At 49.6% G+C, this 19,875-nt stretch carries 17 protein-coding genes and 1 pseudogene; 2 read left to right on the top strand and 16 right to left on the bottom strand.

What is annotated here, in order from left to right:
* Positions 1 to 535: 535 nt before the first annotated feature.
* Both IEY34_RS34865 and IEY34_RS34860 read right to left on the bottom strand, forming a co-directional pair.
* Complete coding sequence (locus tag IEY34_RS34865) at positions 536 to 748, bottom strand: hypothetical protein (protein WP_189020690.1); 213 nt, start codon at positions 746 to 748, stop codon at positions 536 to 538.
* A gap of 240 nt (positions 749 to 988) precedes the next feature.
* Positions 989 to 1,757 (bottom strand): annotated as a pseudogene (locus IEY34_RS34860) (Rpn family recombination-promoting nuclease/putative transposase); the annotation flags it as partial.
* Between the two features lie 309 nt (positions 1,758 to 2,066).
* Between IEY34_RS34860 and IEY34_RS34855 the strand changes: the two are divergent.
* Entirely contained in the window at positions 2,067 to 2,504 is a 438-nt protein-coding gene (locus IEY34_RS34855; protein ID WP_189020688.1) for a hypothetical protein, read from the top strand.
* A 25-nt stretch (positions 2,505 to 2,529) separates the two neighbouring features.
* Positions 2,530 to 2,709, top strand: a complete 180-nt coding sequence (gene sda / locus IEY34_RS34850; protein WP_189020686.1) for a sporulation histidine kinase inhibitor Sda — start codon at positions 2,530 to 2,532, stop codon at positions 2,707 to 2,709.
* 64 nt (positions 2,710 to 2,773) lie between these two features.
* On the opposite strand, the gene IEY34_RS34845 is transcribed toward sda, so the two are convergent.
* The 14 genes from IEY34_RS34845 to IEY34_RS34780 all read right to left on the bottom strand — a co-directional run bounded on the left by IEY34_RS34845 (position 2,774) and on the right by IEY34_RS34780 (position 19,317).
* Positions 2,774 to 3,751, bottom strand: a complete 978-nt coding sequence (locus tag IEY34_RS34845) for a Rieske 2Fe-2S domain-containing protein (RefSeq protein ID WP_189020684.1) — start codon at positions 3,749 to 3,751, stop codon at positions 2,774 to 2,776.
* A 19-nt stretch (positions 3,752 to 3,770) separates the two neighbouring features.
* Complete coding sequence (locus IEY34_RS34840; RefSeq protein WP_229758003.1) at positions 3,771 to 4,919, bottom strand: BMP family ABC transporter substrate-binding protein; 1,149 nt, start codon at positions 4,917 to 4,919, stop codon at positions 3,771 to 3,773.
* Positions 4,920 to 4,923: 4 nt separating this feature from the next.
* Positions 4,924 to 5,409, bottom strand: coding sequence for a (2Fe-2S)-binding protein (locus IEY34_RS34835; RefSeq protein WP_189020682.1), 486 nt, complete (start codon positions 5,407 to 5,409; stop codon positions 4,924 to 4,926).
* Positions 5,402 to 7,714 (bottom strand): xanthine dehydrogenase subunit D, encoded by a 2,313-nt coding sequence (gene pucD, locus IEY34_RS34830; RefSeq protein WP_189020680.1) that lies wholly within the window; start codon positions 7,712 to 7,714, stop codon positions 5,402 to 5,404. Before pucD ends, IEY34_RS34835 begins: the two co-directional genes overlap by 8 nt.
* Positions 7,698 to 8,612: an FAD binding domain-containing protein gene (locus tag IEY34_RS34825; protein WP_189020678.1), complete on the bottom strand. Its 915-nt coding sequence runs from the start codon at positions 8,610 to 8,612 to the stop codon at positions 7,698 to 7,700. Before IEY34_RS34825 ends, pucD begins: the two co-directional genes overlap by 17 nt.
* A 508-nt stretch (positions 8,613 to 9,120) precedes the next feature.
* Positions 9,121 to 9,768, bottom strand: coding sequence for a nucleotidyltransferase family protein (locus IEY34_RS34820; RefSeq protein ID WP_189020676.1), 648 nt, complete (start codon positions 9,766 to 9,768; stop codon positions 9,121 to 9,123).
* Positions 9,765 to 10,748 (bottom strand): XdhC family protein, encoded by a 984-nt coding sequence (locus IEY34_RS34815; RefSeq protein WP_189020673.1) that lies wholly within the window; start codon positions 10,746 to 10,748, stop codon positions 9,765 to 9,767. Before IEY34_RS34815 ends, IEY34_RS34820 begins: the two co-directional genes overlap by 4 nt.
* Positions 10,749 to 10,772: 24 nt before the next feature.
* The gene (gene ggt / locus IEY34_RS34810) at positions 10,773 to 12,368 is read right to left on the bottom strand and encodes a gamma-glutamyltransferase (RefSeq protein WP_189020671.1); all 1,596 of its coding nucleotides are present in this window, start codon (positions 12,366 to 12,368) and stop codon (positions 10,773 to 10,775) included.
* Complete coding sequence (locus IEY34_RS34805) at positions 12,362 to 13,618, bottom strand: pyridoxal-phosphate-dependent aminotransferase family protein (protein ID WP_189020669.1); 1,257 nt, start codon at positions 13,616 to 13,618, stop codon at positions 12,362 to 12,364. The genes ggt and IEY34_RS34805 overlap by 7 nt, the downstream gene beginning before the upstream one ends.
* Positions 13,605 to 14,885, bottom strand: coding sequence for a Zn-dependent hydrolase (locus IEY34_RS34800; RefSeq protein ID WP_189020692.1), 1,281 nt, complete (start codon positions 14,883 to 14,885; stop codon positions 13,605 to 13,607). Before IEY34_RS34800 ends, IEY34_RS34805 begins: the two co-directional genes overlap by 14 nt.
* Position 14,886: 1 nt before the next feature.
* Entirely contained in the window at positions 14,887 to 16,281 is a 1,395-nt protein-coding gene (locus IEY34_RS34795) for an allantoinase (protein WP_189020667.1), read from the bottom strand.
* Between the two features lie 36 nt (positions 16,282 to 16,317).
* A complete protein-coding gene (uraH, locus tag IEY34_RS34790) occupies positions 16,318 to 16,674 on the bottom strand; it encodes a hydroxyisourate hydrolase (RefSeq protein WP_189020665.1) in 357 nt (118 codons plus the stop codon).
* Complete coding sequence (gene pucL / locus IEY34_RS34785) at positions 16,671 to 18,140, bottom strand: factor-independent urate hydroxylase (RefSeq protein WP_189020663.1); 1,470 nt, start codon at positions 18,138 to 18,140, stop codon at positions 16,671 to 16,673. Before pucL ends, uraH begins: the two co-directional genes overlap by 4 nt.
* 190 nt (positions 18,141 to 18,330) lie before the next feature.
* Positions 18,331 to 19,317, bottom strand: a complete 987-nt coding sequence (locus IEY34_RS34780) for an ABC transporter substrate-binding protein (protein ID WP_189020662.1) — start codon at positions 19,315 to 19,317, stop codon at positions 18,331 to 18,333.
* Between the last annotated feature and the right edge of the window lie 558 nt (positions 19,318 to 19,875).

Raw genomic sequence — 19,875 nt, 5'->3', positions numbered from 1 at the left:
ATCAGCGTTTAACCAGCGTTATATTACGCAAGAAATTTAATCGCAATACCGAAGGTTACCTCAATGATTTAGAGCAAAAATGGGATTTATTGAACGGTTAGTTAATTATACTGTCGTAGAAAAAAATAATAAAATTTGCCAGTCATCGTTTCAAAAGCAGGTTAGTTTAAATTGAATCGTGATTCAAGGAAGTAGGTTTCATCCCATGGCTTCCATCAAGTTCTACTTGTGGGTAGGATTCAACAATTAACTAAGATTAGATAGAGTTTCACAGCAAAAAGACCGTTTATTGGCTGAGTAAGGGCTTTAAACGGTCTTTGGTTTGTTTCTTTAATATTATTTCTTATGTGATGAGCATGATGTTATCCATTTTGAATTTTAACAACCTAAAGATGTTTGATAGAAATTTGACAAAGGATCAACTGGCAAGGAAACTTTTTTTGTGTAAAATTCGGTAATGCTGTCCGATTGTTGTATTTGTTATTTCCTCATAATGATTGGACCATCCTTCTTAAATCTCTTGGTTCTGGAATCTCTACCCCTTGACTAGCAAATTTTTAAAATATAACTTTTTTACAATCTCCAATTTTTCACTGAGTTCCTCAATTGTATCAGCGTGAGTTGAACAACCATAGAGTTCCTCAATATGTCCTAATAAAAAATTCTTTTGCTGATTTCTGTTATTTATAACCTGATCCAATTCAATTTTGTACTGAAGCTTCATATAATAATCTAAGGTTTTCTCCATTTTCAACCTCCAAATAAGCGATAGGCTTGTCAGGATGGACCAGATCCGAAAAGATGATGGGGATCATAGTAACCGTGCGAAATTGCCTGCTCGTTACTTTGAAACAAGACAAACTCAATGGGATTAGGAATAGGAATACACACTGAAAATTTATCTGAATTCGGATTAAACCGAAAATCTTCTTGAACACAAAATCATTCTTTGGATCAAATAGCTGCGCCATGGTTAATCACCATCCTTCTAATGCTTTTGCCTCTTCAATTCCTCAATCTCCGACTCAGACAAACCAGTCATTCGAACAATCAGCGAAACAGTGATGCCTTCATCCAGCATATTCCTTGCCACTTCGAATTTACCTTCTACTTTCCCTTCTACTTTCCCTTCTGCCTTACCTTCCGCTTTCCCCTCTTCCCTAGCCCCATAAAGCATCGAAGCCTCATCATGCAAAGCCTTCTGCCGCATCTCATACAGCCTTCTGGCCTCTTCATTCTGGCTTAAAAACTCCAAGGTATCGAAGTTGCGGTTCATTCATAGCCAGCACCTCGCATTTTTCTTTTTCGGTTCCTTTCAGAAACAGCAACCATTTTACCAAGCCTTCATCCAGGCTCACAGCCGTTTCTTTCAACTTAGGCAATTCAATAAAATGAAGCTCTATATCATCGATCAGCGGCGCATGTGTGACAATCTCTCTAAGTTGAAAAATACTGTGGTAACGCGCAACCGGCAAAAATGAGTAATTCAATATGTTAATCGTTATACATTTGTTCAGTTCTTTATATTTTTGTCCCTCACTTAACTGTGCTTCGTACAATTTGGACCATACATACAAGCTTCGTTTTTCAATATCGTACTTATTAAACAACTGCATCTCGATATCAATGTACTTACCGCTGCTTGTCTTAACACGAACATCCAAAATAGACAGCTTGTCTTGGAGCGAATCCTTATCTAGATTCGGATTAACCAGAATGATCTCACTTAACGCTTCACGTTCCGTGTGTTTCAACGTCTAGCTGCGCCATGGTTAATCGCCATCCTTCCATTTCCAGTATATCATATTTGACACCCATCAAAACCTGATACACTCACAATTTACGCCTAATTGCAAAAGGCAGCATGATACAAGCTAATTCCACACATTTGCAACCGAACGCAAATAAAAATTGCACACTTTGCATCATCACGCAAAAAATTTACATGCATCACGCTCATTATTGTGATGATTCCAAATCGAGTTAACATTATGATAATTAGTATAAATATGGAAATTATTAATTCCGTTTATCATCTATGGTATGAACAGAAAGGAGTTCCGGGTATGAAAGATAAAGTCATGAGTCGTTGGAATACCTACGATCCCTTCTACATCCAACTAGCAGATAAAAAAATTGTGGATATCGTCATCACACATCATGCACATAGCCGTTGGTGTACACGTATTGGCAATGAAGACACCAAGCTCGAAGAGATTTGCTCTTTCCTATGGGAAAAGCTCAAAAGCGGCAATATTGCTTCGTACTATCGGAATGAGGAAGAAGTTTATGTCATCGACGATGACTTATTGATGGTTGTACAGTTTTCGGTCGACGATGCTGAGAAAGATTTGCTGGGCAATCCACTACATAAAATGATCGTCATCACATTTCTCGGGCGTATGTCCGAAACGATGGAATTGCGTGATTTAAAAACGTATTATTCATGGCTGCGCCATTCCAGAAGAATGACGCTGCTTAAAAATAGTAGAAAACGAAAATAATTCCCCGAAATGTACGAGGTTCAAAATGAAATCACTGAGTAGCCAAGGGCTGATTGACGCTTATTTTAGTTCCATAGATCTACAACTAGAAAAAGAATTTATACAGCTCCTGCTGCTCGAACTCAAACAACGAAACATTCATGTAGACTGTTTATCTAACATTACATTCGGAGCTAACAGCCCATTAGATGGGGCGAATGAATAAAGACACTGCTCACGCATGGACGAGGAATAATTTCTTCTTCGTCTATACGCGGCAGCGTCTTTTTTTAGGCTGTGCCGAAGGTGACGCCAAGTTCACGAAGCCGTTTGCGATAGGCAATGCTCAATCGGTCAGTGTTCAAATGCAGTTCCGCCTGCAAATCTAGCGGCAGCAGTTCGGGCTTCTGGTTTTCTACCATGACGCGATCCTGCTCAATGAGCATATCCTGGAATCTGACGAAAACCTCGTCCGCTTCCTCATACGCGTAATTGCGCTGCTTCAACATGAATGCCTTGCTCTCTTGCTCCGTCACCGGCAGCACCATCAGGAACAGTCGGAAGAGATAATCCGAATCCTTCTCTCTTTTGGTGAAGGCTGCGCAGAGCGGACTGAAAACTTCATAGACATAACGGCTATGTACGCCTCGCCCCGTTCCATCCGAATCCGGTTGATACACGATGATTTCTTCGGATGTAAGTACCCCATTTTCCTCTTGAACCTGATAGTCGTTAATCTCCGCATAGGCGCTGTCTCCCAGATGACCTTCATGCACGAACATGAGATGGGAAACATCGAGGAAATTCTCGATAATGCGCGGCCCCGCTGCTTGCAAGGTATAGGGACCCATCAGCACTTCTTTGAAGCCCGCAGGAATATAGCTGCTTACTTGGGGCAATGGACTCAGCGGCACGCCTAAGCAAACCCAGATGAATCCGTGTGCTTCAACACATTCGTAGACGATCGCTTTGGCTCTCATGGGAATGGCCCGATCAGCAGGCAGAGATGGAATTCGTGTGCAGGCACCACAGCCATTATAGGACCAACCATGATAAGCACAGACGAGTTCATCTTCCTTCACTTTGCCCAGCGATAGCGGTACGCCCCGATGAATGCATAAATCTTTGAAGGCGTGGACGCCTTGCGAGGTGCGGAAGACGGCCACTTTTTCACCCAAAATAACGACAGGGACGGGATCTTCTCGAAGTGCTGACGACAACAACACGGGATGCCATTCCTTACGCAAAGCCTTATCTTGTATCGTCATCGACACAGCCTCCTATTCCTTATTTGGGGATAACGCCTTTAATGCCTTTCACGAACCACGTTGTGCCTAAAATCTCTTCATCCGTCATTTTTTTCCCTTGCTCGTAACGCACTTTACCGTCTTGATCCACAATCGGTCCTTGGAACACTTCGAAAGTTCCTGCCAGAATATCCTGCTTCTTCTTCTCAACTAGTGCTTTGACATCGGCGGGTACATTTTTACCCAGAGGAGCGATATCGGTAATGCCGTCTTTCATGCTGCCGAAATAAGCTTCTGATTTCCACGTACCATCCATGATACTTTTTACGGTTTGGACGTAGTAGGGGCCCCAGTTCCATTTTGGATTGGAAATGTACGTTTCTGGCGCAAATCTGCTCATATCGGAATCATTGCCAATTCCCCACACTTTGCGTTCAGCGGCCGCTTGAATACTTGCAGGCGAATCTTGGTAAGCCGCCAAGACATCAACGCCTTTATCAAGCAAAGAAATCGCAGCTTGCTTCTCGGTTGCCGGGTCAAACCAGGTATTGCTCCAAACAACGGAGACGTCGATATCGGGATTCACGCTTTGAGCGCCCAATGTGAAGGCGTTGATTGTATAAATAACTTCCGGAATCGGGAAGGCTCCTACATAACCCAGATGATTGTTTTTAGTCATTTTACCGGCAGCCATACCTACGAGGTAAGCACTTTGATATTCACGACCCATGTAGGTCCCCAAATTCGGCAGTGTTTTGTAACCAGTGGAGTGCAAGAATTTCACGTTCGGATGCTTTTGAGCCACGCTTACCATCGAATCCATGTAGCCAAAGGAGGTGCCGAAAATGATATCATTTTTCTGTGCCAGCTCTTCAAATACACGCTCTGCGTCCGGGCCTTCAGGGATATTTTCAACTGTAGTAGCTTTAATGCCCAGCTCTTTCTCCAGCATGATACGCCCTTGGTCGTGCTCGTACGTCCAGCCTCCATCACCTGGTACACCAATATAGACAAAGGCGACTTTCGGCAATTTTTTCTCAGCTTGCGGTGTGGCTGTAGTGGCCGTTGTAGCTGCAGGGGAGCTGCTAGGTGCTGTCGTGGAACTCGTTTCTGTCGTTTTTGCGGAGCAAGCGCTTAGAATCACTAGGAAGATTGCAGTTAGAGCAAACATCATTTTTTTCGGCATCATAGCTTCACCCCTCTCTTTTTATCGACAACCCACATCTTTCTACTGCTCTGAAAATACCTTCGTACCCCGTGCACCGGCATATATTTCCGCACAATGCTTGTTCCGCTTCCGCCCTTGTCGGGGCAGGATTGTTCTCCCATAGTGCCGTTAGCGTCACGACCATGCCAGCGGTACAATAACCGCACTGCAGTCCCCCCTCCTCGAGCATTGCTTGTTGAACAGGATGCAGATCTTCCCCTGCGGATATTCCCTCAATGGTGGTGACCTCGCTGCCAGCCGCTTGATAAGCCATTAGTAAACAGGAGTTCACGGGCTTGCCATCCAGCAGAACCATACAGGCGCCGCATCTGCCAATTTCACATGACACTTTGGTCCCTGTTAGAAGGAGGTCATCACGCAAAATGTCCGACATCCGCTTGGATGCAGGTACGGGTATCGCTACTGCTTTCCCGTTAATGGAACATTCGAGCACATAGGTTGTATTAATCAATGGCCTCCATCCTTTCTAACCAATCGATGGACTGCACGATGTCTTCTGGTGATAGGGGCAACCGATTCACCCAAATACCGATCGCTTGCCGTACGGCTGCGGTGATCGCTGGAGCCAGCCCGACAGAACCGATTTCTCCAACTCCGCGAGGGCCAAATGTATCCCCTTCGGGTAATTCCTCTATCGCTTCCACTCGAATGATAAGTGGACTATCCTTGAATGTTGGAACCAAGTACGTATCCAAATTATGCCGTAAGTAGGCACTCTCTTTCATGATGGCGTCCTCGGTCAGCGTAAAGCCGAGAGCCATCCCGCTGCCGCCTTCGATCTGTCCAAGGAAGCCCATAGGATTAATAACAGGACCTGCTGCAATGACGTGATCGGTTTGTATCACCTTCACTCGGCCTGTCAGCATGTTCACTTCCACCTCTACGGCAACTGCTGCGTAAGAGTAAAGGTAGTGCGCCCCGACCAGCCCTTCGGGCGTCGTCGGGTAATCGAATTCCGTCTGCGCACGGATCGGCTTGGCTGCCGCCTCGGCAGCCTCCGCCAACTGCGCATACGTCACCACCGGCGTGCCCGCTTCATCGCCTATGCGATGAATGCCGCCTGCGCCGGTGGCCAGCTCTGCGGCTGCGATGCCCGCCCATTCAGACGCCAGCTGCAGCAGCGTCTGAACGAAGGGCGGCCTCAGCCGCTGCAGGGCGCGCCACATCATCGTGGTGGCGCGTGAAGCCGTGCTGGACCCGCTGCTCGGCACGCGGTCCGTGTCGCCGATGACAATGACGATGTCATCGGCGGCGCAGCCGAAGATGTCCTGCAGCATCAACGTCAGTGCTGCGTAAAGCCCTTGCCCGAACTCCTCGAAGCCGAAGGAGGCTTGGAGCTTGCCCTCCGGCGTGAGCTCGAGGCGGCCGCCGGAGTGATCCGGGATGCCGAGGCCGAGGCCGGCGCCGTGCATCACCATGGCTGCGCCGATGCCTCGGCGGGTCCACGGATCTTGGGGCTCGCTGGGCGGAGGCTGCCCCGATCCGGACTGGAGCCTTGCCCGCTTCGCCCAGAGCGGCGACTCCATCATCTTGCTCCATACCTGGCTCGCACCCTCGGTTTGCACGATCTTCTGCCCCATCGGGCCTGGATCGCCAGGAGCGCGCAGGTTTAGCTTGCGCAGCTCCCAAGCATCCATGCCGAGCTTCTCGGCCAACCGCTCGATCTGGCTCTCCACGGCAAAAATCACCTGATTGCCGCCAAACCCCCGAAACTCACCAGATACCCCATTATTCGTATAGACACTAGTCCCTTCTACATCAACATTCGGAATCGTATAAGGCCCAATCGCATGTTCGGTAGCAAAGTTCAGAACTTCGCATCCCAAAGTTGCGTAAGCTCCCGTATCCGCAAGGATACGGACTTGGTGCGCGATCATATGCCCCGCTTCATCGATGCCTGTTTTCATGTGAATCCGCATCGGATGGCGTTTGATGCCGGCAATAACGGATTCCTTGCGTGAATTATGCATTTTGATCGGAGAACCTGTTTGTAAAGCTAACAACGCTCCAAAAGGCTGAACATTAAGCTCATCCTTACCCCCAAAAGAGCCTCCGATCGGACTCGATATCACTCGAATCTGTTCCTCAGCCATAGCAAGAATACGCGCTAATTGCATGCGATCTTTGTAGCCATGCTGCGTTGGCGAGTACACCGTTAAACGGCCATCCGCCTCTGGGATGAACAACCCGCCCTCCGTTTCCATGTAAGTGTGCATTTGACGAGGTGTATAGTACGTTTCTTCAACGATATGCGCACACCCGGCGAATGACATTTCCCCATACTGGAGGCTAGTTCGATGCAAGAGGTTTCCCTCGGGGTGCAGCTTCATCACACCCTCATCCAGCGCCGTTTCCGGATCATCCACAACCGGCAGCGGCTCGTAGACGACCTCAATTAAACTAAGCGCATACTCGGCTAGTTCTTCCGTATCCGCAGCGACAGCTGCCAAAGCGTCGCCGATATAGCGCACACGATCATGACATAATACAGGCTGATGCGGAAAGGCAATGCCGAACAAATTCATGCCAGGAACATCCTTTGCCGTCACGACAGCACGTACGCCAGGCAGCTGCCTTGCTTTCGTCGTATCTATAGAAAAAATCCAGGCATGCGGGTAACGACTTCGAAGTACTTTCCCATAAAGCATGCCCGGCGCAGTCAAATCTGTTAAATAGCGCAGCTTGCCCGTAACCTTCTCTTCACCGTCAGGTCGAATAATCCACTTTTTCGCATAGGTTTCACGATTTAGGAGCATTCGCCCCGCCCCCTTTTCGCCAAACTTTATAGCATTCCGAAACGATTAAATTGGCCGCTGTCTGCTTGCGATAAGCCACTCCGGCATAATCATCAGGCACGGCCTGAAAGCCCTCCGACACGCCTGTGTGCAGCAGTTGCAATAGGTCCTTCGATAGCGGCCGACCGATTGCAGCAGCTTCCAGATCAGCGAATCTGGCCGGCACAGCGCTTCCCCCACCTGCGGCTAATGCGATGCTTAGGATGGTCTGATCCGGTGCCAAGCCCAACCTCCCGGCCACAGTTACAACAGATGGCGTGAAAGCTTCTCGGCGTCCTACTTTCAAATAAAACTCGAACGTGCTCTCTGCATCCTCAATATCCGTGTTTGGTACCTTGATCCCTGTCATCACCTCAGAAGTAGGTTGCGTTGGGGCATCCAGCCACTTCGCCAGTGGTAGTGTGTATTCAGCAGTCCCATCCGAGCAGACCACCTGCGCATCCATGACGAGCAATGCTGCGATTAGATCACCCGTTCGAGTAACCACGTTCCCGCCAATGGAAGCTAGGTTTCGCACCGATGGTGCTGCGATCTCGGCGCAGGCTTTGACCAGAAGCGCACATTTCATCTGCATAAGCTCACTATCCATTAAATCGGCCAGACGGAGTGATGGACCTATATGAATCTGCCCCCCGGCATCCATTGCCAAACCGGAAAGAGCTTGAATACGTGCAAGACTAATTAAATGCTGCGGCAGCGGTGAAACGCCATTCTCCCAGCGCGTGCGGAGCCAGGTGCCTCCGGATATGAGTACCGCTTTGTCTCCCCATTTGTGCTTGAGATGCATAGCTTCCTCCACGCTTGTAGGTTGCCACACAGAAGGCTGCTGTTCCGGCACTTGATATAAAGGAACTGACATGAACACCCCTCCTTTAGCATTGCTATAAAATTGCTTCATCCATGCTATCTGATTTGCTTACGACTGGCTGCCATCCGCTATTTGGCTGCTCACAAAACCCCATCCCCCAAGCCAATAACAGCCTCCAGAAGCTTCTATTTGCGCAAAACACACCATTTTTGGAATGATAAGAGTCCACAAAGACTCTTATTCACCGCATGCTGCTCACAATACCCCTATCCCAAGCCAATAAGAGCCTCCAGGAGCTTCTATCTGCGCAAAACACACCATTTTCCTAACTGATAAGAGTCCACAAAGACTCTTATTCACTGCATGCTGCTCAGAAAACCCATCCTCCAAGTCCTGCGAGTCCTGCGCGTTAACTTTCGTTAGCCCATTACCTATAAATTAGATCTACTATAAACAATTCCGCAAAAATGCGTCAACTAACATTACATCATTTTGTGATTTTGTATAAAAAAATAGCGCATCATTAGTAATAATGCACTCAACTCATCTTTTATGTTATTTAACTTAACATTAATTTGTTCCATAATATTTTTTTCGCCGCTAAGTACCGCTCTTCAGTATCAATATCCAAAAACTTCAAGGCTTCATCTTCGTCCAGAACCTGTCCGCGATACTGCGGCAAATGAAATAAAGAGCGCGCACCCGCATCTCCTTCCAAAGCTAGAGCAGAAGGCCACATCTCCCGCCCCAGAATCACAGGAGGCTTAGGCATGCCTTGATCTCCACTGGCTACGAAGTCCCTTCCAGCCTCGCCACTGAACGCAGCCATGAGTCGATTCAGCATCTGGGCATCAATAAACGGCTGATCCGCCAAAACCACCAGAATACCGTCTGCGTTCTGACGCTCTGCTGCCACAATTCCCACCCGCAAGGAGTGAGCCATGCCTCTTCCTGCTTCCGCGCAAACCTCAACCAAACAACGCCCAGTTTCTGCATAGGCAAGGACTTCAGCGGACAACCAATCGAGCGGGTCATCCTCCCGAACGACCACGACAACGCTATGCACCTCAGACTGGAGCGCATGCAGCAGAGCTATACTCCCCAGCCTAGTGCCCGCTGCCAACTCCAGCGACTGCTTCGAAGTCCCCATGCGCTTGCTGCTTCCAGCCGCCAAATAGATGCCGATAATCTTCTTCGCTTCACTCACCACGAGCGACTCCTGCCCTCGCGACCGCTCACATCAGCGGATGCTCCGGTCGCCTTGCCGCCTCGTTTGAGGCTAATCAACTCTGCGACGATACTGACGGCATTCTCCACAGGGCCTTCTGAACCGATCGGCAGTCCTACGGGGTAACGCAGCCATTCAGGGCGGTCGATGCCTGCCAATAGATTCTCCGTCCGTTCTCTGGACCCCATGATCCCCAGATAACGCAAGTTAGCCTTCATGGCTTCTTGGACAAACAGAGCGTCCTTTTCATACTGATGGCTCATCACAATGATGTAGTCTTGGGCAGTAAGCTTTAAATTCGCCGCCAGCTGCTCAGGGAAAGCAACCTCTGTCTCCGCGCCCGGAAAGCGTTCTGCCTGACAATAAGCCTCACGCCAGTCCGCGACAACAACGCGAAATCCGCTGCTAATCGCCATTTGAACAAGCGGAATTGCATCCGCATTTGCGCCAAAAACAATCACTCTAGGCTTAGGTTTAAACAAGGAAACATACACAGAGAGAGAAGCTTGCCGATCTGAAGAATGACCTTCAGAGCACAGGGTATACGAGATGCCTGAATAGCCATCCGTGATTTCACGCACCAACTGTACAGCTTCGCCTCGATCCAAGCATATTTTCACAGCAAGCAGATTAACCAACAGTTCTCCGCTAACAGGCTCCAGCAGAATACGGATCAGCCCGCCGCAGCCAATCGTCTCTCCCCAACCGAAATCATCAGCTGGCCTCATGTCGTACTCCACCATTTGGGAGGTTGAAGATTCCCATACTGCCGGTACATAGGCGAAGAGATCCGCTTCCAAGCAACCTGGCGAGATACTTCCTATCGAGCTCCCGTCTGCCATCATCAGCATGACAGCTCCCTGTTTACGATAAGCATGGCCTTCCACATGAATAACTGTTGCCAACACCCGCGCGTGACTATCACTCTCTACTGCCAGCAAAATATCATAGGCTTCCATCACTCATCGCTCCTCACTTGATCATTACCAACCGATAGCTAAACCGTCACCCCGCGGATCGGCGGCACCACTCATGAACCCTTGTTCGTCAATGACAATGCCTTGCGCTTGCCCCATAATCCCATCCCATGGGTTGACGGGTTCGACACGATGTCCCCACTTCTTCAAACGAGCGTACACATCTCCATCCAGACGATGCTCCAGCTTCAGGGCGTCTCCGTCTTCTCCCCATGTTCGGCCGTACACCCAACGAGGAAGCGAAATCGCTTCTTGAATCGACAAGCCATAGTCCAGAACACCAGTCAGAATGGAGAGTTGTGTTTGCGGCTGACCTTCCCCGCCCTGCGTGCCGTATAGCATGTAAGGCTTGCCCTCTTTGCTGACCATCGCCGGCATTAAGGTATGGAAGGATCTTTTACCTGGCTCCAAAGCATTGGCACAAGACGATTCCAGCGAGAAAAAAGAGCCGCGATTTTGCATGATAATCCCTGTATCTCCAGGCACATAGGCCGCGCCGAAGTCAAAATATAAACTTTGTATGAAAGAAACCGAGTTCCCCTCTTCATCCACCACAGCCGCATAGGCCGTATCCTGGCCGATCGCTGGCGACAAATGCTCACTGACCTTAAACGGCTCCGCTTGCATATCGCTCCAAAGTTCCTTGGCATAAGCCTTGGAAAGCAAGCGCTTCAATGGAATCTCGCGGAAACGCGGATCGGTTAAGTACAGGTCGCGATCTTTGAACGCCTTTTTAACAACTTCCGACATCAAGTGATAAAAATTCGCTGATGCTCGGGGAACCGCACTGACATCGACATTTTCCAGCATATTCATCATCATTAGCGCTGTGAATCCTTGCGAGTTCGGCGGCATTTGATAAATGTCGTACCCGCGATACGTCGTGGAGAGCAATTCAACCCATTCTCCGGCATAATTGCGGAAATCTGCTTCCTGCAGCAGCCCGCCATCAGACTGAATGTTCTGTACAATTGACTGCATCAGAGTACCTTTATAAAAAGCATCCCGACCTTCTCGCTGCACTACTCGCAGGGTCTGAGCCATCTCTTTCTGAACGAGGCGATCGCCTTCCTTCAAAAGCTGACCACCCGCCATATATAAGCTGCTCAACTGCTCTGAGGCTCGAATGAAAACCTCATCCTTGCGCATCCAGAACAGTAGATTGCGTGAAATCGGGAACCCTTTCTCCGCGTAGTCAATCGCAGGCTCAAGCAGCTTAGCCCAAGCAAGCTTGCCGTATTTCTCCCATACCTGCCACCAGGCGTCGACCATGCCCGGAACGGTGATCGCGCTGAGAATACCTCTTTGCGGGATCGCTTGCAGCCCTTTCGCTTTATAAAAATCAGGCGTCGCTTGGGCAGCAGACTTCCCGCTTCCATTGAAACCCGTATATTCGCCTGCAGCCGCATCGTACATCAAGAAAAAAGCGTCCCCGCCAAGCCCCGTCATATGCGGATAAACAACACCAAGCGTTGCGCTGATAGCAATCGCTGCATCGAAGGCATTGCCTCCCTGCTGCAAGATCGCGCTTCCTACGCTGCTGGCCAAATAATGAGGCGTAGCGATCATCGCTCGCTCCGCTCGTGGCATGATGTTCAACATGGAAGTTCCTCCTCTTTGGGGGCATATACGGATAACGCCGCTTGCAGCGCTTTACCGCTTGTAATCGCAGCGTCGTGCCATAAGAGCACCGCTTCCAATGCACCCAACACGTGAAGCACATTTTTCTGGTTGCAGCTGAAGCCCATCGTTCCAATTCGCCAAATTTGACCTTTTAACGGCCCGAAGGAACTGGCAATTTCGATGCCAAAACTATTCAGCAGCATGGCGCGAACGGATTCGCCGTCAATTCCTTCCGGTATCTGAATGCAAGTGACGACCGGAAGCTTACAGGTGGGGTTGCCATACAACGTTAAGCCCATGGCCTTCAAGCCAGCAACCAAGGCAGCTTCATGGCGCTTATGACGGTCGAAGCGTTCCTCCAGCCCCTCTTGCAGCACAAGCCGCAAGCCTTCGCGCAAAGCGTACAGCATGGAAGTTGACTCCGTATGATGATTGAGCCGCTTAGGGCTCCAGTAATCCTGCAGTTGACCGAGATCGAAGTAGTTGCTCGCAACCGGCTTCCCAGCAGCTACAGCATCAGTTGCGGCTGGACCATTTTCACGCAGACCGCGCTCGATCGTTTTGCGTCGCAGCACCTTCGCCTCAACGCGCTCATTGTAAGTAATCGGGGCCATGCCAGATGGAACCGATAGGCATTTCTGCGTGCCACCGATAACCGCGTCTAATTGCCAGGCATCCGTCTGTACCGACACGCCGCCAATTGTCGCAACAGCATCAACGACCAGCAGCGCATCCACTTCACGGCAAGCCGCCCCGATTCCTTCAAGAGGTTGAACGCACCCCGTGGACGTTTCGCCATGTACAATCGCTACAATATCTGGCTTTTCCCGATGAATAGCGGCAATGATTTCCTGCGGGTCGAATACCGTCCCCCACTCTTTCTCCAACAGGACAACTTCAGCTCCGCAGCGTTCAGAAATTTCGACAAGCAAGTTGCCAAAACGACCATAAATCGGCACAAGCACTTTATCCCCTGGTTCAATCACACTGACTAATACCGCCTCAATACCTGAGCGGGAGGTACCATCGATAGGGTAAGCCCATTGATTGCTTGTTTGAAAAACATCCCTGAGCATTTCCATTGTCTCATTCATCAATTCCGTAAATTCAGGATCAAACTGTCCCAGAATCGGATACGACATCGCGCGCAGAACACGCGGGTCGACCTCAACCGGTCCGGGCGTCATAATCGTTCGCAGCGAGGGCGATAAGTCTTTATAGGATTTCATCAGCTTTACCCCCATAGCCATATTGGTATAACACATGAACCAGTGTTTGAAAACCTGCAATCAAGTCATCCGGTTCCGTGAACTCCTCCGGACTATGACTGATCCCCCCGCGGCTTGGCACGAAAATCATCGCTGATGGACAGATTGGCCCAAACAACTGGGCATCGTGGCCAGCCCCGCTGGGCAGCTTCATGCTTCCGAATCCATAAGTCGCGCACGCTGCCTCAATGTCATCCGAGATTCCTTGGTGCATCGCAACAGGTGAAGCATGCAAATTTTCAACCGTCTCTATAATAAGCTCTCTTCGCTTCGCGATTTCACTGAGCTTTGTTAGCAATCTTGTTCGAAAAGCGTCCATCTTCCGCTCATCCGTATGCCGAATATCCAGCGTAAATTCAACTTCGCCCGGCACTACATTCGAGGTTCCACGCTTTACATCCAGCCGCCCTACCGTAGCCACAAGCGGCCCGCCTTCTTCCAGCGCCATACTTTCCGTGAGAACAACCATTTCAGCAGCTCCCGCGAGCGCATCCCGGCGCATGGTCATCGGTGTCGTTCCGGCATGGTTCGAATTGCCTTTGACAACTACAGTCATCCGAATCTGTCCAACTATCGCTGTCACAACGCCAATTTGTTTCTGTTTCACTTCAAGGACAGAACCTTGCTCAATATGAATTTCAATATAAGCTCCAATATCATCACGCACTGCCGAATGCTCGCCCGCGTTCGCAGGTTTGAAGCCTGCTTCTCCCATAGCTTCCAACAAAGTAGTACCCTCTAGATCTGCAATACCTGCAGCACTTGCGTAAGATCTTACGCCAGTTACATGGCCGGATCCCCAATAAGCAAGCGGGAAGCGGCTTCCCTCTTCTTCACATAATGAAATCACTTCAATTGTCCTTCTCGGAGTCCCATGTACAGCCTTCAGGTAGCCAAGTGCCATCAGCGATGCAACGACGCCGTATGCGCCATCATATTTACCGCCATTTTGGACTGTATCGACGTGCGAGCCTGTAAGAACCGACTTCAAAGACGCGTTGCTTCCTTGCAATTTCCCATATACATTGCCTACGGCGTCGAAATTCGCTGCTAGACCCAGCCCTTCCATCTTGGCCAAAAGCGCACGCTGCGCCTGCAGCCATGACTCCGTGTACAGCAGCCGGGTAACTCCTCCCTCTGGATTAGCGCCGTAGGTTGCGAGCCACTCCAGCACATCAAGCATTTGCTTGGAATATTGAGCTAATTCTTGGACAGAGGTCGGTGTCATTTCAGCCACTGTGCACACCTCCTGTCACAGCAGCATGACGAAGCCATGCTCCTTCTGTCCTGTCAGCAACGCCTTCATGAAGCTCATACACTTGATTTCCGCGTAAGAATGTGGCTTTTACTCGGCAGCCAAATGTTTTCCCCACATAAGGGCTATGCGGATGACGGTACAGCAAATCACTAGCTTGCAGCGTATAGCTCATCTTCAAATCCACAAGCGCCAGATCCGCGTCTGCCCCCAGGACTATTTGGCCTTTGCGCGGATACAACCCAAAGCGCTTGGCCGGCTCCGTAGCCAGCAGCCGTGCAAGCAAAGGCAGCGGCACATCTCGGCGGAGATGGCCTTCATCCAGCATCAGTTCCAGCGAGCTTTGCGCGCTGGAAATCCCACCCCACGCCTCAATAAACTCCCCTTGCTTCATCGCTGCCGGGCAGGGGGAATGATCCGAGGCGAGCAGATCAAGCCTGCCAGCAGCAAGCTCCTGCCAGAGGCGCTCCTGATCTTGCGCCGTACGCAGTGGCGGCGCACATTTGGCAATCGCCCCTAGCTGCTCCAGATCCGCGCTGGTCAATACCAAGTAATGCGGGCACGTTTCCACGGTGACGTCCAACCCTCTCGCCTTCGCATCCGTGATCACCTGCACAGCCTCCGCGCTGCTGATGTGCACGAAGTGCAGCTTGCAGCCCGTTTGTTCCGCGTAGAAGAGCGCGCGGTTGACCGCTTCCAGCTCAGCGGCGATCGGCCGCGTCGCAGCGAAGTCGAGCGCTCCTCGCTTGCCTTCCTCCCGCGCTTGGGCTGCCAGCTTCGCGACTATCTCTTCACTCTCTGCATGCAGCGCAAGCACGAGCCCCAGACGAGCGATCTCTCTCATCCCTTCGACGAGCGTCAGGTCGTCCACTTCCGCGAAAATCTCTTCCCCTTCTCCGCCGGGACAAGACATGAAAGCCTTGAATCCAATGACACCAGCCTCAGCTAGCTCTTGCAAATGCCCGATATTGCCGGGAACAAGACCGCCCCAGAGCGCATAATCGACCACCGAGTTTCCTTCCGCCGCTTCCAACTTTCGCTCAAGGGCGCTAAATCGCACCGTTGGCGGAACACCGTTGAGCGGCATATCGATATAGGTGGTGCAACCACCTGCGGCGAGCGATGCGGAACCTGTAGCGAAGCCCTCCCAATGTCCCAGGGCGGGTTCATTGAAATGAACATGAGCATCTACCATGCCTGGCAGAATGACCAGATTTTCCGCTTCATAAGTAGGCGTTTGCTCCGAGTAAGCGAGGTTTTCACCTAATGCGGCAATTTTACCGTTTCGAATACCGATATCCAACTGACATACTTGATCTATGAGGACTACGGTACCTTTACGAATAACGAGATCAAATTGATCATCCATGCAAATCCCTCCCTCGGAACCCTTGGTGGCTTGAAATTAACTGCCCCTGTAGGTGTTGTATCCCCAAGGAGCAACCAATAATGGCACATGATAGTGAACATCTGTGGCTGATATTCCAAAGCGAACCGGAACTTGATCTAGAAAGGCCGGCTCTGGAAGCGATATGCCTGTGCCTCGAAAATAATCGCCAATATGAAAAACAAGCTCATACACCCCAGCTTGATAACCCTCACCGCTCAGCAACGGTCCATCCAGACGGCCATCGCTGTTCGTTGCACCAGAACTTAGCAGTTCCGATTTCCCGTCTTGTATTCGAAATAGGGCGATGTGTACATCCTTCGCAGGTCTTCCGCTGCTAATATCCAGAACATGCGTTGTAATCCCTTTGCTCATAAGCCCTCCAAGTCACGCTTCGTCATCGAAAACCCTTGGAAGCCATAAGGAGGTCTAGGTTCTGTAAATACTTTGCCTTCGCCTACCGAAGCCTGCTCCAGAATCGTTTCCCACGTGCGATTATTCGATTCGAAGCGAATGTCCTTCAACTGCGGGAATCTTATAAGCGCTCGTTGTCCAATCCGATAAATGAGATTTTGAATCGACGGGGAATGCTGCTCATGGAATACGGTATGCGCAATATCCCTTATTTGCTCAGCCGCGACATAACGACCGAGATCAGAGTCGAAGGCATCTTCCACCTCTTCATAGCTCCATGACATATCCAAGAAAATGAATAAGGGCCGATCATAGGATTCCGGAAGCGTAGTATACTCGTCTCGCACGAAACCAGCGAAGGAGCTGCCTTTTACCTTAATTAGTTTAAGATCTGCGATACCGCCGGAGTGTTCAGCAACAACGATCCCCTCGTCTGTCCGAACCATGTCAACGAAAGCCGTTGGATGTTCATTTTGTGAATAGCGGTAGACCAGTTCTCCATTTTCCAAGCCATTGGCTCCGGGAACCGGCAGAACATCGAAGGCGACTTGATCAGCCGTCATTCTCACGCCCGTCATCTGCGGGTAGGTCTCCAGAAACTTGCGAGCAGCGAAGGCGAGGAAGCCTTCCGCCGTAGCTCCTTCATAGTCGCCGGCTTTGCGTAGAAGGAAGTTTTTCATCGAATCCGTGGCAACGACCAACGTGTTATCGCCTTCGGTGAACGAAGTGAAGAACTTCTCTCCGCTAACCGCGATTTTAATATTCATCCCGAACAACACATTATCTCGTCCCGTAAAGCCCGATTCAGGGATCAACGTTAAATTCGTCAAAGGTTTGGCATAAGAACGATATACCCACACATCACCTTTTCCGTAGTACATCGTTCTCTCTGATACGCTCGCTTGTTTCATCGCTGTTTCCCCCTTCTCATCCTCCATTAATGCTTCAAGCCGAAAACGACCTATCTTGCAAACTTCCTGAAGAGCCTTGCCTAATTCCGTCTCTAAGTCTCGTTCAATCCGCAGACGAATCGCTTCTTTGATCGTATCCTTCGTTTGCCCCTTCACAGCCATAATGAAAGGAAACTTGAACTTCGTTGTATACTGCTTGTTGTAAGCAAGGAATTGCTTATATTCCTCTGGGGACAAGCGATTGAGTCCTGCGCCGGACTGTTCCTGGACCGAGTGATTCGTCATCTGCACCCTTGTCCCTAAGTCCGGATGCGCCCGCAATAGGGCAAGCCGTTCCTCCCGACTGGCTAACCAAACTTCCTGCTCCAGAGCAAGCATGAATTCCTGCTGTGAGGCATAAGGCAGCGAGCCCCACGCCCGCTCAGCCACCCACGGGGAATGTTCGAATAGAGGGCCGAACGCATGAACGAAGTCAACCTGATTCATTGTGTTCACTTGCTGCAGCTTAAATTCCATGACGTTTCACCTCTATGTTTAGGTTAGAACCTGCCATTCAATTGTAAGATTTGTTTCATTGTAAGTGCGCTACCCCTATGGGTCAATTTATATGAAAGAAGTTTGTAAACTTTCATAACATGGCTAACTTTTTTTGTGAAATAATAAAAAAGCCGCCAGGAAGAAGAAACTTCCTGACGGCTTTCCATACTTACTTCAAAATACTTTTCAAAACGTCATCAATCATTTTACTGTTCGCAATGACTCCGCTGTATAACCAGCTGTGGGTTTTATCAAATTCATAAACATGCCCGTTCTTCACAGCAGGAATGCTTTTCCAAATCGGATCGTTAATGATTTGGTCGCCTTCTCCCTTACCACGAATCAGGATAATATGATCCGCATCTAGTTGGGACAAGGCTTCCATCGAGATTGCCCGCCAGTTCGCAGTCCCTTTGCTGGAAATTTCTTTCACCACATTAGGCACTTTGAAGCCCATGTCCTTGTAGAGCAAAGCTCCACTGGACAGGCTCTCGCTTACCACATAGGCAGCCTTGGCAGTCACCCATATCGCAGCCGCTGATTGCTCGCCGTTTGCTTTAATCAATTTATCCTTTGCTTCTTTCGCCTTCGTATCATAAGTCTTTAGCGCTTGCTCTGCTTCCTTCGATTTATCGAAGATTTCGCCGATCTTCAGCAGCGCTTTGCGCCAGTCATTGTTGACTTCATCGCCCAATACAAAGGTAGGTGTAATTTTGGCATACTGCGCGTACTTCTCCCCTGCTGCTGCGCTGGATCCACCGATGATCATAAGATCCGGATTGAAACTCGCAACCGCTTCGAATGGAAGATCCGATGGAAGCGTCGGGATGCCATTCAGATTATCCTTTAAGTAGTCCTGAACACCGCTGGCAACAGCCCATTGTGCAACTGGCTTAATGCCAAGTGTTATCAAAGGATCTTCTAAATAAGAACCGATAATTCGTTGTGGATTAGCAGGAATGGTTACTTTATTGCCTAGCCCATCCGTCATTGTTTTGGCTGCAGCCGCTGCCGTTGCCGATGGAGAACTAGCTGCTGGCGACGTGGATGCCTTGGAACCAGCATTAGATGCGCTCCCGCAAGCCGACAATAACAACGTTATACTCATTAAGCTTACTAGCGCAACGGCAACTTTTTTGCTTTTTCTTTGTTGCATGACAATCTTCCCCTTTAACTTCGTTTGTAAGCATAGAAATTTGCTACGCTCAATTCACATTCGATAATGATAACAATTATCATTATCATCGTCAAGTTTAACACCTTAGAGGGATCGTAGCCCCTCTAATTTGGCGAAAAGCATGCGAAATTGTCCTTCTACGGATCGCCGTTCCGCGGGGGGCAGCCTTTTATGCCCCTAATAAGAAATACGGCTTCGCCGGCCCTGAGAGATCAGCCTCTTATTAGCGACAAAACTAGTAAGGGAATCGTGATAAGGGGGAACTCTAGTACGCTATTTCGGCAAATAGCAGGGGTGCGAGGGTCATAGCGGAACTACAGGGTCTTATATCTACGAAAAGCGCTGAATTTCGCTAGAAACAGCAAAATAGCGTACTGTAGTTCCCTCAACCTCGCGATAATGACACTTTTTGCTGTAACTACTTAGGTATCAGTTAGTTGAAAATAAATTGCCCCCGAAATGCACGGAAAAGAGAGTCGAAAATTGGGCGAGCTTGTTTTTGTAGAGTGGAGATCACACTGCGGATTCTTAGGAATA

The sequence above is a fragment of the Paenibacillus marchantiophytorum genome (assembly GCF_014640555.1).
Lineage (GTDB): Bacteria > Bacillota > Bacilli > Paenibacillales > NBRC-103111 > Paenibacillus_E > Paenibacillus_E marchantiophytorum.
This window is presented reverse-complemented; position numbering and strand designations above follow the sequence as displayed.

Excerpts from the sequence above, each read along its gene's own strand:
- IEY34_RS34845 (WP_189020684.1), bottom strand. The coding sequence starts at position 3,751 with ATGACGATACAAGATAAGGCTTTGCGTAAGGAATGGCATCCCGTGTTG.
- IEY34_RS34780 (WP_189020662.1), bottom strand. The coding sequence starts at position 19,317 with ATGCAACAAAGAAAAAGCAAAAAAGTTGCCGTTGCGCTAGTAAGCTTA.
- IEY34_RS34815 (WP_189020673.1), bottom strand. The coding sequence starts at position 10,748 with ATGGAAGCCTATGATATTTTGCTGGCAGTAGAGAGTGATAGTCACGCG.
- IEY34_RS34865 (WP_189020690.1), bottom strand. The coding sequence starts at position 748 with ATGGAGAAAACCTTAGATTATTATATGAAGCTTCAGTACAAAATTGAA.
- pucL (WP_189020663.1), bottom strand. The coding sequence starts at position 18,140 with ATGGAATTTAAGCTGCAGCAAGTGAACACAATGAATCAGGTTGACTTC.
- pucD (WP_189020680.1), bottom strand. The coding sequence starts at position 7,714 with ATGCTCCTAAATCGTGAAACCTATGCGAAAAAGTGGATTATTCGACCT.
- IEY34_RS34840 (WP_229758003.1), bottom strand. The coding sequence starts at position 4,919 with ATGATGCCGAAAAAAATGATGTTTGCTCTAACTGCAATCTTCCTAGTG.
- IEY34_RS34855 (WP_189020688.1), top strand. The coding sequence starts at position 2,067 with ATGAAAGATAAAGTCATGAGTCGTTGGAATACCTACGATCCCTTCTAC.
- uraH (WP_189020665.1), bottom strand. The coding sequence starts at position 16,674 with ATGAGCAAAGGGATTACAACGCATGTTCTGGATATTAGCAGCGGAAGA.
- IEY34_RS34805 (WP_189020669.1), bottom strand. The coding sequence starts at position 13,618 with ATGAAATCCTATAAAGACTTATCGCCCTCGCTGCGAACGATTATGACG.
- IEY34_RS34825 (WP_189020678.1), bottom strand. The coding sequence starts at position 8,612 with ATGTCAGTTCCTTTATATCAAGTGCCGGAACAGCAGCCTTCTGTGTGG.
- IEY34_RS34800 (WP_189020692.1), bottom strand. The coding sequence starts at position 14,885 with ATGACACCGACCTCTGTCCAAGAATTAGCTCAATATTCCAAGCAAATG.
- ggt (WP_189020671.1), bottom strand. The coding sequence starts at position 12,368 with ATGTTGAACATCATGCCACGAGCGGAGCGAGCGATGATCGCTACGCCT.
- sda (WP_189020686.1), top strand. The coding sequence starts at position 2,530 with ATGAAATCACTGAGTAGCCAAGGGCTGATTGACGCTTATTTTAGTTCC.
- IEY34_RS34795 (WP_189020667.1), bottom strand. The coding sequence starts at position 16,281 with ATGGATGATCAATTTGATCTCGTTATTCGTAAAGGTACCGTAGTCCTC.